At 59.1% G+C, this 21,203-nt stretch carries 18 protein-coding genes; 10 read left to right on the top strand and 8 right to left on the bottom strand.

Going from position 1 to position 21,203, the window contains the following annotated elements; all coding sequences use genetic code 11:
- Positions 1–56 precede the first annotated feature (56 nt).
- The 3 genes from ACN9MX_RS19115 to ACN9MX_RS19105 are packed head-to-tail and all read left to right on the top strand — an operon-like array spanning position 57 to position 1,655.
- Complete coding sequence (locus ACN9MX_RS19115) at positions 57–776, top strand: SDR family NAD(P)-dependent oxidoreductase (protein WP_363830242.1); 720 nt, start codon at positions 57–59, stop codon at positions 774–776.
- A gap of 12 nt (positions 777–788) precedes the next feature.
- Positions 789–1,292 carry a hypothetical protein gene (locus tag ACN9MX_RS19110; RefSeq protein WP_363830239.1) on the top strand — a complete coding sequence of 168 codons (504 nt, stop codon included), beginning with the start codon at positions 789–791 and terminating at the stop codon, positions 1,290–1,292.
- A 21-nt stretch (positions 1,293–1,313) separates the two neighbouring features.
- Positions 1,314–1,655: a transposase gene (locus ACN9MX_RS19105; protein WP_363830236.1), complete on the top strand. Its 342-nt coding sequence runs from the start codon at positions 1,314–1,316 to the stop codon at positions 1,653–1,655.
- Positions 1,656–1,749: 94 nt separating this feature from the next.
- Here ACN9MX_RS19105 and ACN9MX_RS19100 read toward each other — a convergent pair whose 3' ends face one another.
- From ACN9MX_RS19100 to ACN9MX_RS19085, 4 genes are all read right to left on the bottom strand, one after another.
- Positions 1,750–3,357, bottom strand: coding sequence for an alpha/beta hydrolase domain-containing protein (locus tag ACN9MX_RS19100; protein ID WP_363830233.1), 1,608 nt, complete (start codon positions 3,355–3,357; stop codon positions 1,750–1,752).
- Positions 3,358–3,472: 115 nt separating this feature from the next.
- Entirely contained in the window at positions 3,473–5,722 is a 2,250-nt protein-coding gene (locus ACN9MX_RS19095) for a TonB-dependent receptor (RefSeq protein WP_426387681.1), read from the bottom strand.
- Positions 5,723–6,527: 805 nt separating this feature from the next.
- A complete protein-coding gene (locus ACN9MX_RS19090) occupies positions 6,528–7,568 on the bottom strand; it encodes a WD40/YVTN/BNR-like repeat-containing protein (RefSeq protein WP_363830227.1) in 1,041 nt (346 codons plus the stop codon).
- A 117-nt stretch (positions 7,569–7,685) separates the two neighbouring features.
- The gene (locus ACN9MX_RS19085) at positions 7,686–8,201 is read right to left on the bottom strand and encodes a hypothetical protein (RefSeq protein ID WP_363830224.1); all 516 of its coding nucleotides are present in this window, start codon (positions 8,199–8,201) and stop codon (positions 7,686–7,688) included.
- Positions 8,202–8,795: 594 nt separating this feature from the next.
- Here ACN9MX_RS19085 and ACN9MX_RS19080 point away from each other — a divergent pair.
- A complete protein-coding gene (locus tag ACN9MX_RS19080; protein ID WP_363830222.1) occupies positions 8,796–9,056 on the top strand; it encodes a hypothetical protein in 261 nt (86 codons plus the stop codon).
- 220 nt (positions 9,057–9,276) lie between these two features.
- The gene (locus ACN9MX_RS19075) at positions 9,277–9,720 is read left to right on the top strand and encodes a hypothetical protein (RefSeq protein ID WP_363737096.1); all 444 of its coding nucleotides are present in this window, start codon (positions 9,277–9,279) and stop codon (positions 9,718–9,720) included.
- Between the two features lie 50 nt (positions 9,721–9,770).
- Here the strand turns inward: ACN9MX_RS19075 and ACN9MX_RS19070 are convergent, their stop codons facing one another.
- Positions 9,771–12,044, bottom strand: a complete 2,274-nt coding sequence (locus tag ACN9MX_RS19070) for a TonB-dependent receptor (RefSeq protein WP_363830219.1) — start codon at positions 12,042–12,044, stop codon at positions 9,771–9,773.
- A 570-nt stretch (positions 12,045–12,614) separates the two neighbouring features.
- The gene (locus ACN9MX_RS19065) at positions 12,615–12,989 is read right to left on the bottom strand and encodes a DUF6152 family protein (RefSeq protein ID WP_363830218.1); all 375 of its coding nucleotides are present in this window, start codon (positions 12,987–12,989) and stop codon (positions 12,615–12,617) included.
- Between the two features lie 822 nt (positions 12,990–13,811).
- Here ACN9MX_RS19065 and ACN9MX_RS19060 point away from each other — a divergent pair.
- The 4 genes from ACN9MX_RS19060 (at position 13,812) to ACN9MX_RS19045 (ending at position 17,696) form a co-directional block, all read left to right on the top strand.
- The gene (locus tag ACN9MX_RS19060; protein ID WP_363737099.1) at positions 13,812–14,300 is read left to right on the top strand and encodes a DUF6644 family protein; all 489 of its coding nucleotides are present in this window, start codon (positions 13,812–13,814) and stop codon (positions 14,298–14,300) included.
- Between the two features lie 40 nt (positions 14,301–14,340).
- Positions 14,341–14,829, top strand: a complete 489-nt coding sequence (locus ACN9MX_RS19055; RefSeq protein WP_363737100.1) for a DUF6644 family protein — start codon at positions 14,341–14,343, stop codon at positions 14,827–14,829.
- Positions 14,830–15,077: 248 nt separating this feature from the next.
- On the top strand, positions 15,078–16,448 hold the full coding sequence (locus ACN9MX_RS19050; protein WP_363737101.1) for an aminotransferase: 1,371 nt from the start codon (positions 15,078–15,080) through the stop codon (positions 16,446–16,448).
- Positions 16,449–16,541: 93 nt separating this feature from the next.
- Positions 16,542–17,696, top strand: coding sequence for an MFS transporter (locus tag ACN9MX_RS19045; RefSeq protein ID WP_363830215.1), 1,155 nt, complete (start codon positions 16,542–16,544; stop codon positions 17,694–17,696).
- Between the two features lie 224 nt (positions 17,697–17,920).
- On the opposite strand, the gene ACN9MX_RS19040 is transcribed toward ACN9MX_RS19045, so the two are convergent.
- The gene (locus tag ACN9MX_RS19040) at positions 17,921–18,724 is read right to left on the bottom strand and encodes an SDR family NAD(P)-dependent oxidoreductase (protein WP_363756310.1); all 804 of its coding nucleotides are present in this window, start codon (positions 18,722–18,724) and stop codon (positions 17,921–17,923) included.
- Positions 18,721–19,512, bottom strand: coding sequence for a 2-keto-4-pentenoate hydratase (locus ACN9MX_RS19035; RefSeq protein ID WP_363830212.1), 792 nt, complete (start codon positions 19,510–19,512; stop codon positions 18,721–18,723). The genes ACN9MX_RS19040 and ACN9MX_RS19035 overlap by 4 nt, the downstream gene beginning before the upstream one ends.
- A 167-nt stretch (positions 19,513–19,679) precedes the next feature.
- Between ACN9MX_RS19035 and ACN9MX_RS19030 the strand changes: the two genes are divergently transcribed.
- A complete protein-coding gene (locus tag ACN9MX_RS19030) occupies positions 19,680–21,197 on the top strand; it encodes an aldehyde dehydrogenase family protein (RefSeq protein WP_363830209.1) in 1,518 nt (505 codons plus the stop codon).
- Positions 21,198–21,203 lie beyond the last annotated feature (6 nt).

Here is a 21,203-nt window from a genome sequence, read left to right as displayed (position 1 = left end):
GATGACCAAGCAGACTTTTCTCATCACCGGCGCATCGGACGGCATCGGCGCCGTCTATGCCGATCGCCTTGCCCGCCGCGGACACAACCTCATCCGTCGCGCGCCGGGCCGACAAGCTTGCCGACCTCGCCGCCCGCCTGACCAGCGAGACCGGCGTGTCGGTCGAAACCCTCTCGGCCGACCTCGCAAATGCCGACGACCTGAGCCGCGTCGAAGCACGCCTCCACAGCGACGAGGCAATCACAGGCCTGATCAACAATGCCGGCATCGCGGGCGAAACGACCTTCGTTGACGCCGACCCCGCCTATCTCACCGGGATGATCAACCTCAACATCCTCGCGGTGACACGCCTCTCGGCTGCGATCGCGCCACGTCTAGCGGAAACGGGATCGGGTGCGATCGTCAACATCACCTCGATCACTGCGCTGATGCCCGACGGCTTCACCGCCGTCTATCCAGCCAGCAAGGCCTATGTCCTCGCCTTCACCGAAGCGTTGCAGGTCGAACTTGGCGCGAAGGGAGTCCGCATCCAGGCGGTACTTCCGGGCATCACCCGCACCGCGATCTGGGACGAGGCGCAGCTTGCCAGCATACCGGCCGAAATGGTGATGGACGTAAACGACATGGTCGACGCCGCGCTTTCAGGCTTCGACAAGGGCGAGGTGATCACCATTCCCGCGCTTCCCGACATGGCCGATTACGAAGCCTATATCGCCGCCCGCTCGACGCTTCGTCCTTACCTTTCGCTGTCGCGCCCTGCGGCGCGCTACCTCTGAAGGAGACATGCCATGATCCTTGGATTGACCATAGCGCAGTTCACCATGCTCCATGTCGCGATCAGCTTCGTCGGCATCGGATCGGGCCTGATCGCCCTGCCCGCTTTCGCACGTGGCCGCGTGCTTCCGCGGGCAACCGGGATATTCCTCTGGACAACCCTGCTCACCAGCCTGACGGGTTTCCTCTTCCCGATCGTCGCTTTCACCCCCGCGCTCGGGGTCGGCATCTTTTCGACCCTAATCCTCGGGGTCGCCTTCTGGGCTTGGTATGTTCGCAAGCTCACAGGCAGCGCCTCATCGATCTACGCAGTCACCGCAACGATTGGCCTCTGGCTCAACCTGTTTGTGTTGGTGGTTCAATCTTTCCTGAAAATACCCACGCTCAATGCGCTGGCGCCGCATGGAAACGAGCCGCCGTTCGCAGCCGCCCAAGGCGTGTTGCTGATCGCGATGCTCAGCCTTGGCTATCGGGCCTTTAGGGCGAGCCGGCGTCTTCTGACAGTCAAATCCGTCTGACATCCGGCAAGGGCGGCCCACATGGTCGCCCTCGTCGCATCGATGTCGAGAAAGATCTCAGCCTGCATCGCCCCGCTGATCAAGGGTGTTGAGTTCGGTGCCTTGCTTGCCAACAACGCCTTCGACAGCAACGAGATCATCGCCGAACTCAACGAACGCGGCGCAAAGATCGTTATCTCGCAACACCCCCGCTGCGCCATTCTCATCGGGCTCGATACAGAGATGTATAAATGGCGGCATCTGATCGAAAAATTCTTCTGTAAACTCAAAGAGTTCGAACGCATCATCATGCGCGCATGCAAAACCGATCAGAGCTTTGAGGCCATGATCTACCTTGCCGCCGCCGTCATCAACTCGCCATGAAGCCCCACAGGCCTTGATATATGCGGCATAGGCAGAGGAGCGCAGATTTCTTCATTCTTGATAGACTATAGGCATCGATTGCCAACTTCGCCTTCTACTCGGGCTGTCGCGCGGCTGGCTCGAAATCTCCGGGCTGAGCAATGGCTTTCAATTCGTCACGGTCTTCCGGTAGCAAATAACCCTGTTTGACAGCGGCCTCCTTCGCTCCCTCATATTTTCTGAGATATGTACTGTACGACCCGTAAAGACGACGCAGCTTGGCGTGGTCATACGGCACCTTCGTGTCATAGATGATATCGCAGTGAGACTCCTGCTCGGTCCAATAAGTGGCAGAGGGAACGGCGATCCAAGGCGGTCGAACGCCGCCGATCATGTTCTGCGTCGTGGCATCCCGAAGGACGCCCTTCCCTTTCCTAACGACACGCGGCGCCCTGGGCATCGGTTTCCCTTCCCGCACCCACTTGTCCATGTCGTCCAGCAAGGCAGAGACAACCATCTCGGCCGGCTCGTCGTACAGCATCTGGCAGCGCGGCACATCGCCCTTGCCAACATCGGCAGCGACATCTTCGGTATGTTGGGTGCCATGATCCGCCAGTCGCAGATGCGGCATACCCGTCACTTCATAATAGCGCAGCATCGGTTGGTCCGTATCTGGCGGGAGGGTGATGCCTTCGATCGCGTCATGCATCAGCTCCGACTGGCTATAGACAGTGACGAAGGGCACATCACTCGGCATCTTGCGAGGCACACGGATGACGTCGCCGCCAACTTCCCCAAAGGCCATGCGACCGGTCATATAGGCGTCAATGAGCGGACGTCCATCGGGCATGCGCCATTGCTGATGACGCCCTTGGTCGAGATAATCCATCCACACCTGCGCAGTCACCGCCCAGCTGTCCACATAGACACGCTGCACGCGCAGCCCACTCATCGGACCATCGGCGAGGTTGGATTTGAGCAGCAGCGCCAGCCCAGCACCAATACCCTGAGACTGCGGCACAAACGGATCAGGCGCTCCGCCGCGTTTGAAGCGGGCCGGGTCGTAATAGGAGCCCAGCGGCGCATAACGGGCATAATCGAAACGCCGCATGAATTCGAAGTTCACGATCCCCGTATAGCGGTTGGGACGGCCCGTCGCCTCATACTCACCCGGCGGAAATTTGGGGTCCTCCGCTGGCTTGTTGATATTGAGGGTATAGCCCACATAGGCATAGCCTTTGCGCAGCAAATAGGCGCGAGTGAGTATCCAACCCGCGCCTCGTTCTCCAAACCAGCTGAAAGGCTCAATGACGACAGTGCCGTTGAATTTGGCCGGATCTTTCGGCTTCCGCACCAAGATGCGCGTAATATATGGTGCCTGGAACAGCGCCTCGCCCGCCGCCGTGATCGCCGGCGCGGTTCCGGACAGATAATACTCCTCCTCGATATACCCGGCCTTCTCGAGATCGCTATATTCGGTTCCTCTCCGCGTTGCGGACGACAGGGGCGGTTGGCCGGTGGACGGCACCGGCAACGCCGAAGGCATGGATGGGACTTCGGCCTGAGCGGGCGAAACTGCCGCCATCAGGGAGGCAGCGAGATAAATCGGCAGGACGGCCGAGCGATAGGCCCCCTTTTTGCGCCATAGGCACCGGACGACGGTTGACGTCATGACACTGCCACCATGCTTATGCCCTCTCTGAATGACCATATCGCCCCACATTCTGCCTCATGGGCTCCATGCGATGCCAATCCCGCATCAAATGAAGGCTGGCAGGGTCTTGCCCTACCAGCCCTCCGTCCAGGTACTACGGGATCCACCTGGACACCTCCACAGATCAGAATTTCAGACGATATTGCACGCCCAGCTGCCGGGGCCGGCTTACGGCCGCCCTGGGCAAGCGCTGTGCGCTGCCGTCCGCCAGGATCTCCTGACGCTCGAACCCCGAACTGTAGAGGTCGCCAAGGTTCAGGCGCTTGTCGAGCAGGTTCTTGCCGAAAAGCATGATTTCCGAAGAGCCGAAGCGCAGACCGAGATTGGCGTTCACGAAATTGAACGGGTGGCGGGTGAGGAAACCCCCTGCGCTATTCGCGACCTTGACCGAGCTTGTGTAGCTATAATCGCCGCTGACAAACAGGCTCATATTCGCGCCGATCTCATGCTCATAATTTGCCCCGACAGTCGCGGTCCATTCCGGAACCTGCACCAGACGCGTATCGGGCGCCTGATTGATGAGGCCCGGATCGATCAGCTTGCCGTTGGTATATCCAAGGCCAAGCTGGATGGTGAGCGGCAATTCGGCAACCGGCCGGCCCGAAATCTCAAGTTCGCCGCCACGGATCCGTGCCTTGCCGGCGTTGGCAATGAAGGAGAAGGTGCAGGTCGGCAGCGCAACCTGCTGCTGGATGTTGGACCAGTCGATCTGGAAGGCGGCTGCCGAAACGTTCAATCGCCCGAAACGGTTCTTCGCGCCGACCTCGTAACTCCACAAGGTATCGGACTTGTATTCCTGCACGTCATCCTGGGTGCGTCCGATCGCCGCCAGATCCCCTGAGCAGAAATCGGGAAGCCTGCCCTGCGATCCGCCCACCCGGAAGCCCTTGGCGGCCGAAGCATAGATGGTGCCATCCGTGCCGATCTTGTAGGAAGCAACCGCTTTGGGAACAAAGCCCTGCTGCCGGCTGCGTCGCTCCGGCGCGAAGTCGCCGCCCGGCGCGTTGAAAATGCCCTGGCTCAGCACCGCATCGGCCTTTTGCTTGATCCAGTAATGGCGCAAACCCAGGGTCACGGTGAGCCGTGGGACCACCTCATAATAGAGTTCACCGAAGATGGCGCTATTATCTTCATGCGCGGGGTAGCGCTGGTTCGTCACATAGGGCGGATCGAAGCCGGCTGCGCCGAGTTCCGGCACGATAACCGCCGGCTGGTAAAAGCTGGTATATTTATGCTGGTAGAAGACGCCCACCGTTCCGGACAGATGCGGCAATAGCGCGCCTTCGTCGAAGGACAGACGCGTTTCCTGCGTGAAACGGCGGTCGCGCGAGATATTGTCCGTGAAAAGCGCAGGATTGCCGGCATCGACCCCTAGCGAGTTTTCGATGAAGAAGTTGGTACCTTCGGTATTGTCTTCGCGCTCATAGGTCTTGCGGGCAAAATAGCTTGTGGACGATATGACGGAAAAGCCGTCGCCCGCATATTTGAGCGCGAGCGATCCCAGGCCCCAACGGTCTTTGGAGAATTCCTGAACATCCCGGTCGCGATCGAGGGTATAGGTTTGCGGCTGATAGCCTGGCAACGGCGCATAAGCCGCCGGGAAGCCATGCAGATCGCTGCTCTGCCCGATCCCGCTCAGCGTCGCTTCGATCGAATCAGACAGCTTGAAGCGTGCCGAGATCGATCCGGAATAGGTGTCGTTGCGGCCCTGCCCGCCTTTCGTGGTGAAGTCCCCCGCGCCATCGGGAAAACGGCGACTGACAAAACCTGATTCGCGCAAATAGCCAAAGGCCATGTTGAGCGCCACGCGATCGGGAACGAGCACGACGTCCGCCCGCGCATTGCCATCGAAGTCGAAGCCGCCACCCTTCGTTCCACCCCCTTGCGCCTGGACGACATAGCTATTGTCGTTGAGCGATGGCTCGCGGGTAATGAAGCGCAGATTGCCGCCCATGGAACTGGCACCGAACAAAGTGCCCTGCGGTCCCTTCAGCACTTCGATCCGGTCCAGATTGAGGACCTGCGGACTGATCGATGCCGGCACAGGAGTATCGTTGATATAATAGGCGGTCGTGTTGGAACCGGCAACGCCGCGAATAACGGTCTGACGGCCACCTACGAAGCCAACCGACGAAAAATCGGTACCTTGACCATATTGAAAGGTCAGGTTGGGAATTTTCGTCGCATAGTCGGCGAACGTCTGGATATTCTGCTTCTGCAGATAATCGGATGAATAGGCGGTGATCGATGCGGGAACGTCCGTGAGCGTTTCTTCCTTGCGCCGGGCCGTCACAACAATCGCCTCGGCGTCCGTTTTCGCCCGCTGCGCTTGCGGCTCCTCCTGGGCGTGGAGAACCGCCGGACATATTGCCATGGTAGCGGATGCAGACGCCGTCAAGGCTATTGCCTGGCGCACCGCCCAATGTTTCCCCGATGTGGAATTATATTTCATAACAACCCTCCCTGCATGTTGTCGCGGCAGTAAATATTTGGATTGCGACGGTTCAGACAATCGGCGAAATCGCCAGCGATTGTTCCTGCTGCTCAACATATAGTGGCAAGATTTAATCCCGCTCTGTTTGATAATATTTGATACGGTTATTTCTAATTTTGAATTTTTCCGTAATCCAAAATCAATAGCCTCAATGAGGCGGTATCATTCAACTGCCCGATCCGACAAAGGTGCACCGAACGCCGCTCCACTGTCCAATATGCGCAGACCTTTCCTGCCTCCTTGGAGCCACGCGTCGGACATTCGACATTGCCCGCCTGCTCGCACGCCCGGCAAAACCAGGACGCATCTATCGATAGACGGACACTATCGATGCTTTTTACTAAGAGTCAACAGAATGTCAATTTTATCTATCATTGTTGCATAAATGATGCGTCTCGCCTTGTTCCTTGGCTGTGCTGCATTTCCGGCGAGCACGCACTGGCTGCACGACAGCCCCTGTCGAAACCGCAAGCCAGCGCACAGCCTGGTTGAAGTCTTCAGCAAGGTGGGAGTGCGCGATCAGGGAACCCTGGCATCAATCGATGTCGAGACCGAGCGAACAGCCCGGCAATCAAGACAGTCGTTCACGCAGCTGCCCGCCCGCCATCGCTGACGGGCAGGGTCCCGGTATGGGGGACAAGGCCCGGCCGTCACCAATGTCGCAGTCGGCGATCCTTGGCTCCTGCTATTTCGCCGTCACCAGCGATTGGTGCGCAGCCTTTATCTGAGCGACGGCGGGGGTCCAGAGAACGTCAGCGATTTCGCTGAAATCGCGCCATTGCTTGAGCCAGCTGAAGCCGCCATTTTCGGACGTGAACAAATGACCATATTTGGTACCCGCGACGATCTGGCGATCGTTCCAGGGATTGACGGAAATGGCCCAGAAGCAGGAATTGGGCTGCTGGGGAAGAGGCAGAACCTCCCAGCTTTCTCCAGCGTCGCGGGAAATCAGCAGCTTGCTTGTCGTGCCAGGCGTACCATCGGAAATGCTGAGATACAGCACATTCTCGCTCGCCGATGGCTTGTTGAGGGCGCGAACATAGTAGAGCCCGAAAGCCTCGCTCGCCAGAATCCCGGACCAGCTTTGGCCATCATCGAAGCTGCGGTAGACGGCATTGACGCTCGCCACGACCACGACCTTCCGGCCGTGGTTCGGCAGGACCGTAATATTGTGGATGTCGGAATTGAAATCCCACAACAGACGGTCATCCAGCCGGGCCCAGGTTTCGCCGCCATTGTTGCTGTGAAACAGCCCTCCCTCCTCGAGCCCGAACCACAATTTGTTGCGATCAGTCGGGTCATAGGCGAACGCCAGCAGCCGCGGCCGATTGACGCCGGCACAAAATTCGGGGATTTCGACTGGCGCCCGCAACCAGGTCTGGCCGCCATCCTCGGTGCGCCACAACGCGGCGCGCGACGGTGCCCCGGTACCAACAAAAATCCGATCGGCGTCATTGGGATCGACCGCAACTTTCCAGACCGTTTCCCCGTCAAAGGGCGATGCGATCCGTTCCCACTTTCCACCCGTGTCGGTGCTGATGCATAGCCCGATGTCCGTTCCGGCGTAGATCGTCTCCGGTGACGTCGGACTGACGCTTAATGAGCGGGTGATCGCATCGAATTCGAGCTGTTGGCCCACGCCGAGGCGATTCCAGCTTTTGCCATCATCCGCGCTGCGAATGATCGCTTGCCCGACCGTCGCCACTAATATCGTTCCGTTGCTCATTTTACTACCTTTCAAATGCCTGCGCCGTGGCGACCACTCGGCTGTCCAAATCCTTGGACCACAGCATCCAGATCTTTCGGCTCACCAAGTTATCGATGACGTCGTTGCGACGTTCGATCACTTCGTGTCCGGCTGAAGCTGGAGGGACGCCTTGCCCTCAGCGTCCACCTTGGTCTGGTTATTCTCGCAGACAAACTCCCCGATCTTGTAATCGGTCTTCTTGTACTGGAACGTGAAACTATAGGGCCGACTGAGATATTCCGGATCCTCGATCATGACCTTGTTCTCGAGCAGGGTCGGCGATGACCGCCTCAGCCTTTCGGTAATCTTCATGTTTATACTGTGAGGTACATTGAAGAAGAGGACGTCGGGTCGCACGCGCGAGGTTTCAATCACTAGCGTGTCGCCGTCCCAGCGCGCGACCGAATAGCCATTGTAGGAGGGCTCCGTATCATCGGCCGGCGGCATCTTCTCGCCGATATGCACCCTGCGGGTCTGGGAGAGAAATTCGGCAAGCACGACCAGTCGCTTTGCATCCTGCATGATCTCGATCGGGTAAATCGCACCCATGATCGAGGGCATGCCCTCCGGCAGGCATTTCGTGCTCGAATTGGCGATCGGTGTGCCCGCCACGTCAGCCGCGTGGAGCCTGTTGAGTAACGTCGCGTATTGACCCGCGAATGGCTCCTTCAGGGGAAACGGTCCGCCAGGTGGCGGAGGATGGTCGGGATCAGTCCCGTACCAGTCGTCAGGATAGCGCTGCCAGGTTCCCGAGAAATCCGGCCGGCCATCAGAAGTCCGGGGGCCGTCGCGGTCAGCCTGATCCTTCGATAGTCCGCCACAGGCCGCGGTCAGCAGGACGAGTGACAAAAAGGAAACTTGCCAGATCTTCACAGCCGATCCTCCACCAGGCCGCCACAGCAAATCGCAGAAAGATCGCAACCCGCGCCGCTTTGTATCCGCAACATCGAAGCTCTCCCCAATCCAGACGCATATCCGCCATTTTCAGGACGCGAAGAGGCTGGATCGCCCGGCGACTCCCCGCATCATTCATATTTACCGTTATGGCAACACATCGGCATTATGCAAGACTATTGTTGCGTAATGTAAACCTCAAGCTTATATGGGCGAAGAGGTTCAATCCCTGATGCGGCCCCGGTTGCAGGTTCCAGACGATTTGCAGCAAAGTGGTGCAACATCTTGGGGTTCGAAGAGAAGGATTGACAAATGCGCAGGTTTGTAACGGCTTCCGTGTTTCCGACATTGATGGTTCTGGCTTTCACCGGCTGCTCCGGAAAGACGAGCGACAATGAGACGGACGCTACCGCCAGTTCCACGCCTGCTGCCAAGCCAGTCCAGATGTCGAGCGAACTCGACAAGTTCATGAACAGACCAATCAACCCGGCCGAGGACGGCGTCGTCAATTTCGATGAGCGCAGCGGCGATGGCGGCGCGAGCACCAGACAGGACGACCAGAACGCCAAATAAGTAGGCGGTTGGTTTCAAAAGGCGCTTTCACATTGCTGGTGGGGAAACAAACATGCGGCATGCCATCTCTTTCGTTGCCCTCGCTGTCTTGGCAGGCCCCCTGGTGGGGCTGGGTGGGTGCTCGGACAAGGCCCCGGTTGAGGCAAGCTCCAATCAGACGACGGCCTCATCCCAAAACGAGGCCGAACCCTTCGATACATCCTTTACGATCAAGCAATTGATGAACGCGACGGTCGATCCGGCGGCCGACGGCCTTTGGGAATCCGTCGCGACCGTTTCGGACGAGAAGGGCGTGGTGAAGCGCGAGCCGCGCACAGCCGAGGAATGGGATGCCGTTCGACGCCATGCGGTGACACTGATCGAAGCGATGAATCTCGTGATGATGAAGGGGCGGCACGCAGCCCCGGCTGGCATTGTCCGACCGTCGGGCGAACTCAGCACGGCACAGATCGACGGCCTGCTCGCCAGCGATCATGAAACGCTGGTGTCCTTCGCCCAGAATATGCAGAGGACAACGAGGACCGCGCTGGCAGCCATCGACCGGCGGGATCCGGTCGCCCTTTTTGAGGCTGGCAGCGAGATCGACCGTGCGTGCGAAGGGTGCCATATGACCTTTTGGTATCCCGATGGCGGCGATCCGCGGCTGCAGCATCTCAAGAAATGAGACGGCCTGTCAGCCCACGCGTGAAGCCTTCGCTCAGCGTGCCTGCCGCCTCATCGTCGTCCGAAGGGTATCCGCAGCGTCACCCCATAGGTTGCCGGCGGCGCATAGATTGACGTCGTGCCCAATATGCCAAGGTTCAGCGCGTACGCACGGAACGCCTTGTTAAAGACGTTCTTGCCCCATGCGGTCAACGCAATCCCTGTCGCCCGATCCGTATAGGTGAGCGATGCGTTGGTCACGTTATAGGCTTTCTGGAGAGATGACAGGCCATTGGTGACTTCCAGATATTGGTCGTCATACCAGGCACCGTCGATCTGGCCCGCCACATTGCCGCCGCCCAGATCCACATTGTAGCGCAGCAGATAATTCAGGCTGAAACGCGGCGCATTGGGAAATTGCGCGCCCACAATCGTTTTCTGGGGAAAATCACAGAGAAAGAAACCGCCCTGGTTCGCACAATATTGCGAGTCCGGCGCTCCAGGGAAGAACTCAGGACCCACCTGCGTACCGGTCGCCGGAATGCTGTCGACATGCGATGTTTGCCATGTCGCGCCGAGAACCGCGTCAAAGCGCCGCGAAGGAGACCAGAAAGCCTCAAGCTCCGCGCCGGTCGAATGGGCATCGCTGTTATAGACGTGCGGTACGCCACCGGCGAGGGAGAAGGCCTGATAGTCATTGTAAATATAGTGAAACAGCGTGCCGTTGAGACGCAGCCTGCGATCCAGCAGCGATGCTTTGAAACCCGCTTCCAAACTGTTGAGCGTTTCGGGCCGATGCTTGAAATCGAGTGGCTGGATGTTCGACGAAAGCGACCAGTTCCCGCCCTTGATGCCACGGTTCCACGAGGCATAGACGAGCAGGTCGGGCGTTGCCTGAAAATTAAGCGAGACGCGCGCCGCCCAGCCGTCGAACCTGTCCCGATTGACCCCGGGCACGATCGCGGCCAGCCCCTCGCCGGTGAACAGCGTAACCGGATTGGGATTGATCGAAGGATCGACGAGAATAGCGCTATAATCGATCGACTTGCGATCAGACGAAAAGCGTCCTCCCAGGGTGAGCGTCAATCGCTCGGCAAGTGTCAGATCGCCCTGCGCGAATACCGACCAGTTGCGGGATCTGATGCTATAGGGCTGTTGGACGGTTGGCGTCGCGAACGCGCCGTTGGCCGCTAGGGCGAGGTCAATGACGGGGGCACCCGTGATATTGTGGTAGCCCTGATATTTCATGTCGAGAAAATAGCCGCCGAGCTGCCATTTGAAACGGTCGGCTTCTCCGCTCAGCCGCAATTCCTGAGAGAATTGGTGAAAATCCATGGCTGTGTCGACATTCACGGTGAGAAGCGGCGTGGCATCTCCATCCTCTGCATAGACCTGCTTGAGTTGAAGATAATTCGTGATGGACGTGAGGGTAAGGCCATCGCCCGCCTTCCAGTTGAAGTCCGCCTGATAGTCATTCACATGTCGATCGAGGTTGCCACGACGCTCTCCGAAATGCTCCCAGGGCGAGGCTGGCTGACCTGTCAGACCGTTGATCACGCCCCCCGTTCCATCGCTCAGCCCGGCGGCGTCGGTATGGCAGTAGCCGTTGGCCTCCGCATCGCAATTTTCGAAAACATAACCACCGGTCGCGACGTGATTGTCCTCCGAATGTTTGTACCAAAGGCCAAGCGTCGCTTCCGGCGAGAGATCATATTGGAGATTGACCCGCGCCGCCCATCCATTGCGACCGCCCAGATCCTGGCCGCTGCCCGACAATATGGTCCCGTCGGCAAGGACAGTGTCACGCGACTTTATGTAGCCATGAGCCTTGTCGATCCGTCCTGCGACACGGACCCTCAATCCGGTCGCCAATGCCCCGCCGATCGCCCCCTCGATTGCCCGGCTCTCGAAACGACCATAGTCCCCCTGGACATAGCCGTTGAAAGCATCCTCGCTCGCGTCGTTGCTGATATAATGGATGAGACCGCCGGTTGCGTTGCGGCCAAAAAGCGTGCCCTGAGGACCGCGCAGCACTTCAATCCGTTTGACGTCGAAAAGTTGCCCTGAAATGGCGTTCATCGAAGCGACATAGGCGTTGTCCTGGTAGACGGCGACCGGCGCTTCGAGATTGTCCGTGAAATTGTTCTGCGAGATGCCGCGCAAGCTGAAGATGGTGAGCTTGGGCGACCAGGCATTGACGTGGAGAGCCGGGATTTGTTGCGTGATCTGCGTGGTGTCGCGAATGTTCAGGCGCGCAATCTGCTCGCCGGAAAATGCGCTGACGGAGAGCGGCACCTTCTGCAGATTCTCGCCGCGCTTGTTAGCGGTGACGACAATATCGCCCATTGCGGCCCCGTCCCTGGCAGCGCCTTGATTGCTTCCTTTCTCGGCAACCTGAGCTTGGCCCGCAGGAGCGGCGAGAATGGCGCAAAGTCCGAAAAACCATGCCAAGGTGCGGTATGACGTAGTGTTAGAGAAGTGCATAAATTTCCCCCTACTGTTCAAGGCCGATCTTCCGCTTGAAGCTGTCCTCTGCTGTATGCCTCGTGCGGAAGGGCGTCATTTCCGTTCCGTCGAATAGATTGCTATTCGGTCTTCAGGCCCAGTATTCCGTCTCTCTCCATCACAGTTTTTTTGTTCTCGCAGACAAATTCTGTGATTCTATATTCGTGTATCTCACGCCTATATTTGATAATGAATATAAGGCCTTGATAGACACTTGGGATCTTCGATTGTGATATCGATCTGCAAAATATCCGACCCGATAAGGTGAAGGCGCTCGACGATCTTCATGGTCCCGCCATGCGGGATATCCTCGTAGCGAACCTCCGCGATTTCTTGACCAGCGATCGGTTCCGATCGCGTGGAAATCGCTCTAAAGATTGCGCGGCTCTGCTCGCATCTTTGTGGCCTGCTTCACCAGGCGGCGAGCAATCGGCCGTCCGGAACCTTGACCTTCGCCAGCATCCCACCCGTTTGCCCGTTCTTGAGAGGATGCATGGCCACGCGCACGCGCTCGCCCGCCTTGATCGTGTTGAATTTCCAACCTGCATGGCGCATCAATGCTGGACTGCTGCACTCCAGCGTATAGCGAACCGTCTTTCCATTGACCGGCACGTCGAGCATCACGAAGGCATGCGGGTTCGTCCATTCGAACTTGCCCACCTCACCCTGCAGGACGACGGTCTTGGTCTGGTCGAACATTGCAAAGGAATGATGGGCGGAAGCGGGCGCACTGATCACCCCCAGAATTGCGAGAGCAAGTACAGATCGCGCGATTTTCACACTCATCTTCATTCTCCTGAAAGAGCTTGTTTAGCCTGCTGGTCTTTTCATGCCATTGATCGCCAACCGCGACATCGACGCAAGAGCGGCGCCAAAGCGCGACGGTATCGTGAAGCTCGAACGATTGTCTCGCAAAACCAACCGGCTTTCCATCTTCATATGTCGTCCGCCCCCTATCGCTGGCTGTGGCCGGCTCCTCGCTTATGCCAATTGCAGAACGCCAGATAACATTCACGAATCGGATGACGCCGAATCGGATGCTCAATTTAGGTAACTAATATCCGTATTAACGCAATACTGTTGCGTTATATGAACGGTAACGAACATCGCGCGCGGCGTGACAACCTTGATTGTCAATGAAAGAAAATACCTGTTTATCAATGTATTGATTCAATTTCCGTGAGCCAAAGGATGTTCGTTGGCACACCCGCATCGATCGGCCTGGAAAACGGGATATTTTCACCAAACAGTCTATCAAGCTCTACAACAATCATCTATTATTCGAGCGATTTGTTGCGCTGCTGGTGCACCGGAACGACGCATTATAACGCGCAATTCCGGACCGCAGGAAAGGCGCGGCCGTTTTCAACGCCACCAATCGGGAGAAGCTCATGCCAATTGCTGGAAGTTTTGAGCGGTGAATGTGTCGCAGGCGACATGGCCGCTGCACCAAGGCCGCCCGGTCGATCCACGCGTCCGGATCCGCGTTAGCGTCGTGTGGAATGCCGGGCGGACGCAGGAGTGTGCCGGCCAGCATTCGGTCCCCCCAATGTGTGCGCGGCAAGATACGCGGACGTCCCAGCCGCGATACCATCAGGAGAATGACAGATGAGCCTTCAGAGCTTTGCAACATGGCTCTACGCCACCCCGCTGGCAACAACGATCCGTGACGAGCCGTGGATCATTCCTTCGGTCCAGAGCGTCCATATTCTCGCCATAGCGGTGGTTGTCGGATCGGCCCTGGTATCGGACCTGCGACTTGCAGGCGTGCTGGCGACCGACACGCTCCCCAATGTCGTCGTGCGTCGTTATCTGCGCTGGATGTGGGTGGCCCTTGCCGTCCTGCTCGCGACAGGCTCACTCATGGCAATCGGCGAACCGGACCGCGTGCTGACGAATTTCACCTTCTGGCTCAAAATGGGGCTGGTGGTCGTCGCATGCCTTCTCACCTGGTATTTTCGGCGTCCACTCCTCCATCCCGAGTTTCAACTCGACAGCGCGAGATGGCGCCCTCTTGTGAAGCCCGCCGCCTGGCTGTCGCTGGCCATCTGGATCTGCGTCATCTTTTGTGGGCGCTGGATCGCCTACACGATCTGAACGCCCCTTTTTCAACCCCATTCTACCGGAAGGATCTGCCGTGGATCTGATTACCATCTTCCAGAAACTGGAGGAGACACCGCTAGCCCTGGCGATCAAGGAAGGCGACAACAGCTTCCCGTGGATTGAATCGGTCCATGTTCTCGCCATCGTCCTGGTCGTCGGAACCATTGCGATCGTTGATCTTCGCCTGATCGGCTATGCCTCGCATCGCCGCGGAGCACGGCAACTGATCGTCGAACTGCTGCCTTACACCTGGGCGGCTTTCCTGCTCGCGGTCGTGACAGGATCGCTGCTCTTCATTTCCAACGCGGTCAAATATTCTGAGAACCCCATCTTCCTCGTCAAGATGGGGTTGCTCGTCGCGGCCGGCGTCAACATGGCCATATTCCACATGGGCGCCTATCGGAAAATCGCCGACTGGAACGATGCGCTGCCGCCGCCGGCCTCAGCGCGTTTCGCAGGCGCAAGTTCGCTTGCCCTCTGGATTGCCGTCGTCATTTGCGGCCGTTGGATCGGTTTTATCTGAAAATAGCAGGCTCGCGGCCTTATTGTTGATGTTTGGTAACACTAATCCGATTTTTCGATCAACTGTTGCGTATAGATCAGAATAGGCATATGCAGTGGAGGCAGCCCCGTCTACAGGGCGCGGACAAGCCTCGCGGGTGTTCGCTTGCCGCCACCGACAGGGCTTTGGGACGAAAGGATCACGCATGAAATGTCGACCTTGGCCCCTGACCCGACGTCTTCTTCAACAGCATTTTCAGGATGCCGCTCATGACACTTGACATTCAACGCGCTGGCCAGATCGATCAGGCCACCCATTTCCATCCCTTCACCTGGATCGAGGATCTCAAGCGGGACGGGCCCAACGTCATGACCGAGGGCAAGGGCGTTCGGATCAAGGATATTCACGGCAATGAATATCTCGACGGCATGGCGGGCCTGTGGTGCGTCAACCTGGGCTATGGTTGTGAAGAAGTTACGGAAGCGATCGCCGCGCAAAGCAAGCGCCTGTCTTTCTTCCACGCCTTCAACGGCATGTCGACCGATGTCGTCATCGAGGCAGCCGACGAGTTGCTCAAGCGTGCCCCCGTCCCCATGGCACGCGTCTTCTTTGGCGCGTCCGGCAGCGACGCGAACGAGACGCAGATCAAACTTATCTGGTATTATAACAACCTTCTGGGCCGTCCCAACAAGAAGAAGATCATTGCGCGCTGGAACGCCTATCACGGCTCCGGTGTGATGACCTCGAGCCTCACCGGCCTTCCCAGCATGCACAATCTGTTCGATCTGCCCATCGGCCCAATCCTGCATGTCACCGCGCCGCACCATTACCGCAAGGCGGCCGAAGGCCAGTCCGAACGTGATTTCTCGCGCGCGCTCGCGGCAGAACTTGAGGAACTGATCGCCCGAGAAGGCGCGGATACGATCGCCGCCTTCTTCGCCGAACCTGTCATGGGCGCGGGCGGCCTCATCGCGCCGCCCGAAGGTTATTTCGAAGAGATCGTCCCGATCCTCAAGCGCCACGACATCCTTCTGGTCCTTGATGAAGTCGTCTCCGGCTTCGGACGCCTCGGCACTTACTGGGGTAGCCAGACCTTCAATGTCGAGCCGGACCTGATCACTTCGGCCAAGGGCGTGACGAGCGGCTATTTTCCGATGTCTGCCTGCTTCATCTCACCAAAGATATGGGATGTAATTGAATCAAGCTCTCCCAAAGCGGGCCTGTTCGCTCACGGATACACCTATTCCGCCCATCCCGTTGGCGCTGCGGCGGCATTGGCAGCGCTCAAGGCGATCGATGACAGGAAAGTCGTCGAGAACGTCGCTGAAGTCGGACCCTATCTCCATAGGTCGATGAAAGCCGCCTTCAGAGACGATCCGCTCGTTGGTGAAATCCGCGGCGTGGGCCTCATGATCGGCATCGAACTGGTCAGGGACAAGGCGACCAAGGAGGCCTTCCCGGCTTCCGACCGTGTGGGTCGCCGCGTACTGCAGGCGGCCGCGAAGGAAGGACTCATAACCCGCGCCCTGGGCGACACCCTTGTCTTCGCGCCGCCGCTCGTCATCAACCATGCGGAAATCGACGAGCTGGTGCAGAAGTTCAAGCAGGCTGTCGAGGCGGTCCGCGGCACCGTCGCCTGATTGAAGACCGGAATGCGGTCGAGCGGCTCCTCAGCCGCTCGCCCTTTCCTGTATTCGGACATCGTTTCTGGAGAGGCTCGAAGACATATGAAAATGAGCTCGGCGGAATCAGCCAGCGTGCGCACTTCAGTGCACTGCCTAAGTGCTGGAGGCCTTGCCGCGAGTGTCCTGATCGGAATCGTTGGTGCCTGGACCATCCTGATCACGCCGGGCCTCCTTGCGGTCGTGGCCGTGCAGGGCGCGCTCAGCGATCAGCAGCTTGGATATGTCGCTGCCTGGGAAATCAATGCGATGGCCGTCACAATCGGCCTCAGCACCTTCCTGCTTCCGCGCTGGGACTGGCGGCTGTGTGTCGCGGTCGGCCTTACCTTCATCATCGCCGGCAATGTCGCGACCGCGTTCAGCGCCGGCTATGCAGCGATCACATTGACGCGAACGATCGCGGGCGCTGGAGAAGGCATTGCCGTGGGTTTTGCTTTCGCGGCGTTCGGTCGCGCCGAAAATCCTGATCGTGCCTTTTCCATCTATCTCGTCACCGGCGCGCTCGCCGGAGCAATTGCCCTGCTTTACCTGCCAAGTTGGCAGGAAAGCGTTGGCACCCGAACCTTGTTCCTTGCGAATGGCGCGCTTGGCGTGCTTACCCTAGGCGGCCTGTTCTGGTTTCCGCACGGCCGTGTCGCTGCCGACGACCCCAGAGCCACGGCGCTTTGTAACCGGCGCCTCGCTTTCCTGGCGCTGATCGGCGTGTTCTTCTATTTCGGCGCAATCAGCGCGATGTGGAGCTATGCGGAACGCATCGGTCAGGCCAGCGGCCTTGACGCCCACCAGATCGCGCGCGGTCTCTCTTACGGAACCTTTGCAGGCATGGGTGGGGCGGCTCTGGCGGGTTTGACGCCCCGACGCCTTGGCCGGATAGGACCCCTTCTTGTGAGCGGCGTCGTTTCCATCATCAGCTTCCGGCTGCTGGACGGCAGGCTGACGCCGCACATTTTCATCATTGCCATGGTGCTGCTGCTCTTTGCCTGGAACTATGCCCAACCGCTTCTTTCAGGCGTCTGCTCCGATGCCGACCCGCGCGGCCGCATAGTCTGCGCCATGGGATCGATCCAGACGTTCGGGATGGGCTTTGGCCCGGCAGCCGTTGCCGCGACGCTGGGATCAGGGAACTTTTCCCTCGCCGTGTGGGGAAGCTGCGCCGTGCTCGGGGCCAGCCTTCTTCTGGTGGTCAGCGCTATTCGTACAAGCTGACCTTTAAACAGCTACCCACCTTGGCAGGATTATTACTACCGGTTGAGCATTCCGATGTGGAACCGCGCGCAACGCCTGCCTGCCAAGACCCCGATCCGCCTGAGCGCCGCAAACCATTAGGGTCAGGCAGAAGGAGCATTGCCAGGGATCAGCATATGACCAAAGGCGCGCCTGCTTTGTGCCAGGGGGATCGGCGGATCGAAGACGATCCGCCGGAGAGCCGCTCAGAGGAAAACAGCGCGAGACAGGCCGCCATCCACCGCAATGGATTCGCCGGTGATGCCACTGGCGAGCTGCGACGCCAGGAACACGATCGGATCGGCAACTTCCTCCACCTCGAGCATGCGGCGCAGTGCGGCAGGCCCGGCTGCCTCCCGCTCGACGATCGCTTCAAAGGTCGTGCCTTCCTCATCGGCCATCTCGCGGAACCAGCTTTCGACGTGCTCGGTGCGCGTGACGCCGGGATGGATGATATTGGCCGTTATACCATCTTGGCCGACTTCGTCCGATAGCGTCTTGGTGAAATGCACGAGCGCGGTGTTACGCATGCCGCTCAGCGCTTCGGTGCAGCGCGCTGTAAGGCCGCCGACATTGACAATGCGTCCCCACTGGGCCTTGCGCATGTGCGGCACGCTCGCCTTGCACATCCGGAAATACCCCATCAGCTTCGTGTTCAGGTCAAGAAGCAGCGCATCTTCATCGGCTTCCTCGATGGCATTACGCACCAGGCCGCCGGGCGCCGCGGCGCAATTGACAAGGATATGCAAGCCGCCAAAGAGACGCACGGTCTCGTCGACGGCCGCCTGGACCGACCCCTTGTCGGTCGTATCGACCGCGATCGCCGCGATCTCGCCCCCCGTATCAGCCCGAAGTTCTCCGGCCGCCGCGTCCAGCGCGGCCTTTGTGCGGGCGGCAATCACCACCTTGACGCCCGCTCGCGCCAACTTGCGGGCGGTCTCCTTGCCGATGCCGACACTGCCGCCGGTGATGATGGCAACCTTGCCTGACAAACCAAGATCGATGCTCATTCGTCTCTCCCTTTCAATGGCGCGCGCGCGATGGTCACGGATACAGATCCAAGACCGCCAAAGTCGGCCAGGATTTCTTCTTCGGATTCAAGATCGGTAATGCCGGTGGCACTGCCGCTCGCCACCAATTGCCCACGGGTCAGGCGCTGGCCGCGGCGAGCAAGCCAGTTGGCGAGCCAGGTGACGGAGCGAAGCGGATTGCCCAGCACCGCCGCGGTCGAACCACGAACCGGATCGCGACCCTTGCAATATAGATTCACAGGAATATCGGAAAAGCGCTCGTCCCAGCCCGAGGCAAGACGGGATCCCACGATGAGCAGTTCGGCATTGCTGTTGTCGGCGACGAGCTGCGCGACTGTTACATCGTCATCGTCGTAGCGCGACGCGCAAAGCTCAATACCCGCGAACAGACCGGAAATGCGTCGTGCGATATCGCTCTCGGACAGGGGGGCAGAGCCGACGGGAAAATCCTCGCCGATCTCGACTATGAGCTCGGCTTCGGCGAAGCGCTGATAGGAGACGGAATCGATCCGAACAGGCGATTGCATGAAATCGCGGCTCCGCAGTCCACCGGCGATGGGCTCGCTCGTCCCCATTGCATGCTGCGCCGCAGAGGTCGTCAAACCGACCTTGTAGCCCCCCAGGGACTCGCCCAGCGCCGCAAGGGTTTCAGACTGGATTGCATAAGCTTCGTCCAAAGAGAAGGGGGCGACGGGTCGCGCTGCCAATCCCTCGCCCAGACGGGCCTTGACCAGTCTCTGCACAACATCGCGCGATGCGGTTTCCACAATGCACTCCAGTTCAGTGTTCCCAGGCCGCCTACATGCCTCCATTGTCTATTCAATGCAACATTCATGCTCAAAAACTATCTATTGTTCAGCTAAACAAGATGATGTAGGTATTGCATCAACACGAACAGGAGGGCCCTCCCACGGGCCCCGGTTGGAGCATCAGGATGACGGCACTTTCCTCCATTCAAACACCCCGCGTGGTTGCAGCGCGACTCAGCGAGTCGCTGAGCAAGGCCCCTCGCCAGCTTTTTATCGGCGGCAAGCATGTGGACGCCCTGTCCGGCCGTACGTTTGCAACGACCAACCCGGCTACCGGCGAGGAACTGTGCCAAGTCGCCCATGCCGGACCGGAAGACGTCGATCTGGCGGTCAAGGCGGCGCGGCGCGCGTTCGAGGATCCGGCATGGCGCCGGATGAGCGCCATGGACCGTTCGATGCTACTTTATCGTCTCGCCGACCTGATCGAGCGGGACGCCCATGAGCTGGCGGTCCTCGAATGCCTGGACAATGGCAAGCCCGCGACCCTGACGCGGCTTGTTGAAATCGAAGGCTCGATCAAGACCTTCCGTTACTTCGCGGGCTGGCCCTCGAAGTTCGGCGGAGAGACTCTCCCCGTTTCACCGCGGGGCGGCCTTCAGATCCTTAACTACACGACGCGTGAACCGGTTGGCGTGGCCGCATTGATCGTGCCGTGGAATTATCCCATGTCGATGGCGGCCTGGAAGATTGCACCGGCGGTGGCGGCCGGCTGCGCCGTCGTGCTCAAGCCTGCGGAGCAGACGCCGCTCACGGCGCTGCGTCTTGCCGAACTGGCGCTCGAAGCAGGCTTTCCGGCGGGCATCATCAACGTCGTGACCGGTTTTGGTGACGCGGGCGCGGCGCTGGTCGAACATCCCGGGGTCGACAAGGTCGCTTTCACCGGTTCAACCGAGGTGGGCAAGGCTATAGTGCGGGCCTCCACGGGCAATCTCAAGAAGGTTTCCCTGGAACTGGGCGGCAAATCGCCCCAGATCGTCCTGCCAGATGCCGATCTGAGCGCGGCGGCGGCGTCGATCGCGCAAGGCATTTTCTTCAACCAGGGGCAAACCTGCACGGCCGGTTCGCGCCTCTATGCTCATGAGGCTGTCTATGACGAGCTCGTGGAAGCGATCGCCGGCCATGCCCGCTCACTCAAGATCGGCAATGGCCTGGACGAAGACGTCAATTTCGGTCCGCTGATCTCCGAGGAACAGTGGAACCAGGTCAGCGGCTATGTCGAGATCGGCGTGAACGAAGGCGCGCGCGTGCTGACAGGCGGTGCCCGTCCATCCGGGCTGGATAATGGCTATTTCTTCGAGCCCACCATCCTGGGCGATGCGCAAGCGGGTATGCGCGTGGTGCGTGAAGAGATATTCGGACCGGTTCTGAGCGCCTTGTCGTGGAAGGATGCGGATCAGTTGATCGCTGAAGCCAATAATTCGGACTTCGGTCTTTCTGCCGGTATCTGGACCAATGATATCAAGAGCGCTCACCGCATCGCCGGTGCCGTGAAGGCCGGCTCGGTGTGGATCAACTGCTTCAATCTCGTCGATCCTGCAACGCCGTTCGGCGGCTTCAAGCAGTCAGGCTGGGGCCGCGAACATGGCCGGCAGGCGATGGAACTCTACAGCGAAACCAAGAGCGTCTGGGTCAACCTGACCTGAGACGAA

This window comes from Sphingobium sp. R-21 (assembly GCF_049913335.1).
In the GTDB taxonomy this organism is placed as follows: Bacteria; Pseudomonadota; Alphaproteobacteria; order Sphingomonadales; family Sphingomonadaceae; genus Sphingobium.
The sequence above is the reverse complement of the archived record's forward strand: the minus strand, read 5'-3'. Positions and strand labels throughout refer to the sequence as shown.

What these genes read in the sequence shown, in the direction of transcription:
- ACN9MX_RS19075 (WP_363737096.1), top strand. Translation starts at nt 9,277, where the DNA reads ATGAACGCGACGGTCGATCCGGCGGCCGACGGCCTTTGGGAATCCGTC.
- ACN9MX_RS19115 (WP_363830242.1), top strand. Translation starts at nt 57, where the DNA reads ATGCCGATCGCCTTGCCCGCCGCGGACACAACCTCATCCGTCGCGCGC.
- ACN9MX_RS19060 (WP_363737099.1), top strand. Translation starts at nt 13,812, where the DNA reads ATGAGCCTTCAGAGCTTTGCAACATGGCTCTACGCCACCCCGCTGGCA.
- ACN9MX_RS19095 (WP_426387681.1), bottom strand. Translation starts at nt 5,722, where the DNA reads ATGGCAATATGTCCGGCGGTTCTCCACGCCCAGGAGGAGCCGCAAGCG.
- ACN9MX_RS19090 (WP_363830227.1), bottom strand. Translation starts at nt 7,568, where the DNA reads ATGAGCAACGGAACGATATTAGTGGCGACGGTCGGGCAAGCGATCATT.
- ACN9MX_RS19065 (WP_363830218.1), bottom strand. Translation starts at nt 12,989, where the DNA reads ATGAGTGTGAAAATCGCGCGATCTGTACTTGCTCTCGCAATTCTGGGG.
- ACN9MX_RS19030 (WP_363830209.1), top strand. Translation starts at nt 19,680, where the DNA reads ATGACGGCACTTTCCTCCATTCAAACACCCCGCGTGGTTGCAGCGCGA.
- ACN9MX_RS19105 (WP_363830236.1), top strand. Translation starts at nt 1,314, where the DNA reads ATGGTCGCCCTCGTCGCATCGATGTCGAGAAAGATCTCAGCCTGCATC.
- ACN9MX_RS19110 (WP_363830239.1), top strand. Translation starts at nt 789, where the DNA reads ATGATCCTTGGATTGACCATAGCGCAGTTCACCATGCTCCATGTCGCG.
- ACN9MX_RS19050 (WP_363737101.1), top strand. Translation starts at nt 15,078, where the DNA reads ATGACACTTGACATTCAACGCGCTGGCCAGATCGATCAGGCCACCCAT.
- ACN9MX_RS19100 (WP_363830233.1), bottom strand. Translation starts at nt 3,357, where the DNA reads ATGTGGGGCGATATGGTCATTCAGAGAGGGCATAAGCATGGTGGCAGT.
- ACN9MX_RS19080 (WP_363830222.1), top strand. Translation starts at nt 8,796, where the DNA reads ATGCGCAGGTTTGTAACGGCTTCCGTGTTTCCGACATTGATGGTTCTG.
- ACN9MX_RS19045 (WP_363830215.1), top strand. Translation starts at nt 16,542, where the DNA reads ATGAGCTCGGCGGAATCAGCCAGCGTGCGCACTTCAGTGCACTGCCTA.
- ACN9MX_RS19070 (WP_363830219.1), bottom strand. Translation starts at nt 12,044, where the DNA reads ATGGGCGATATTGTCGTCACCGCTAACAAGCGCGGCGAGAATCTGCAG.
- ACN9MX_RS19040 (WP_363756310.1), bottom strand. Translation starts at nt 18,724, where the DNA reads ATGAGCATCGATCTTGGTTTGTCAGGCAAGGTTGCCATCATCACCGGC.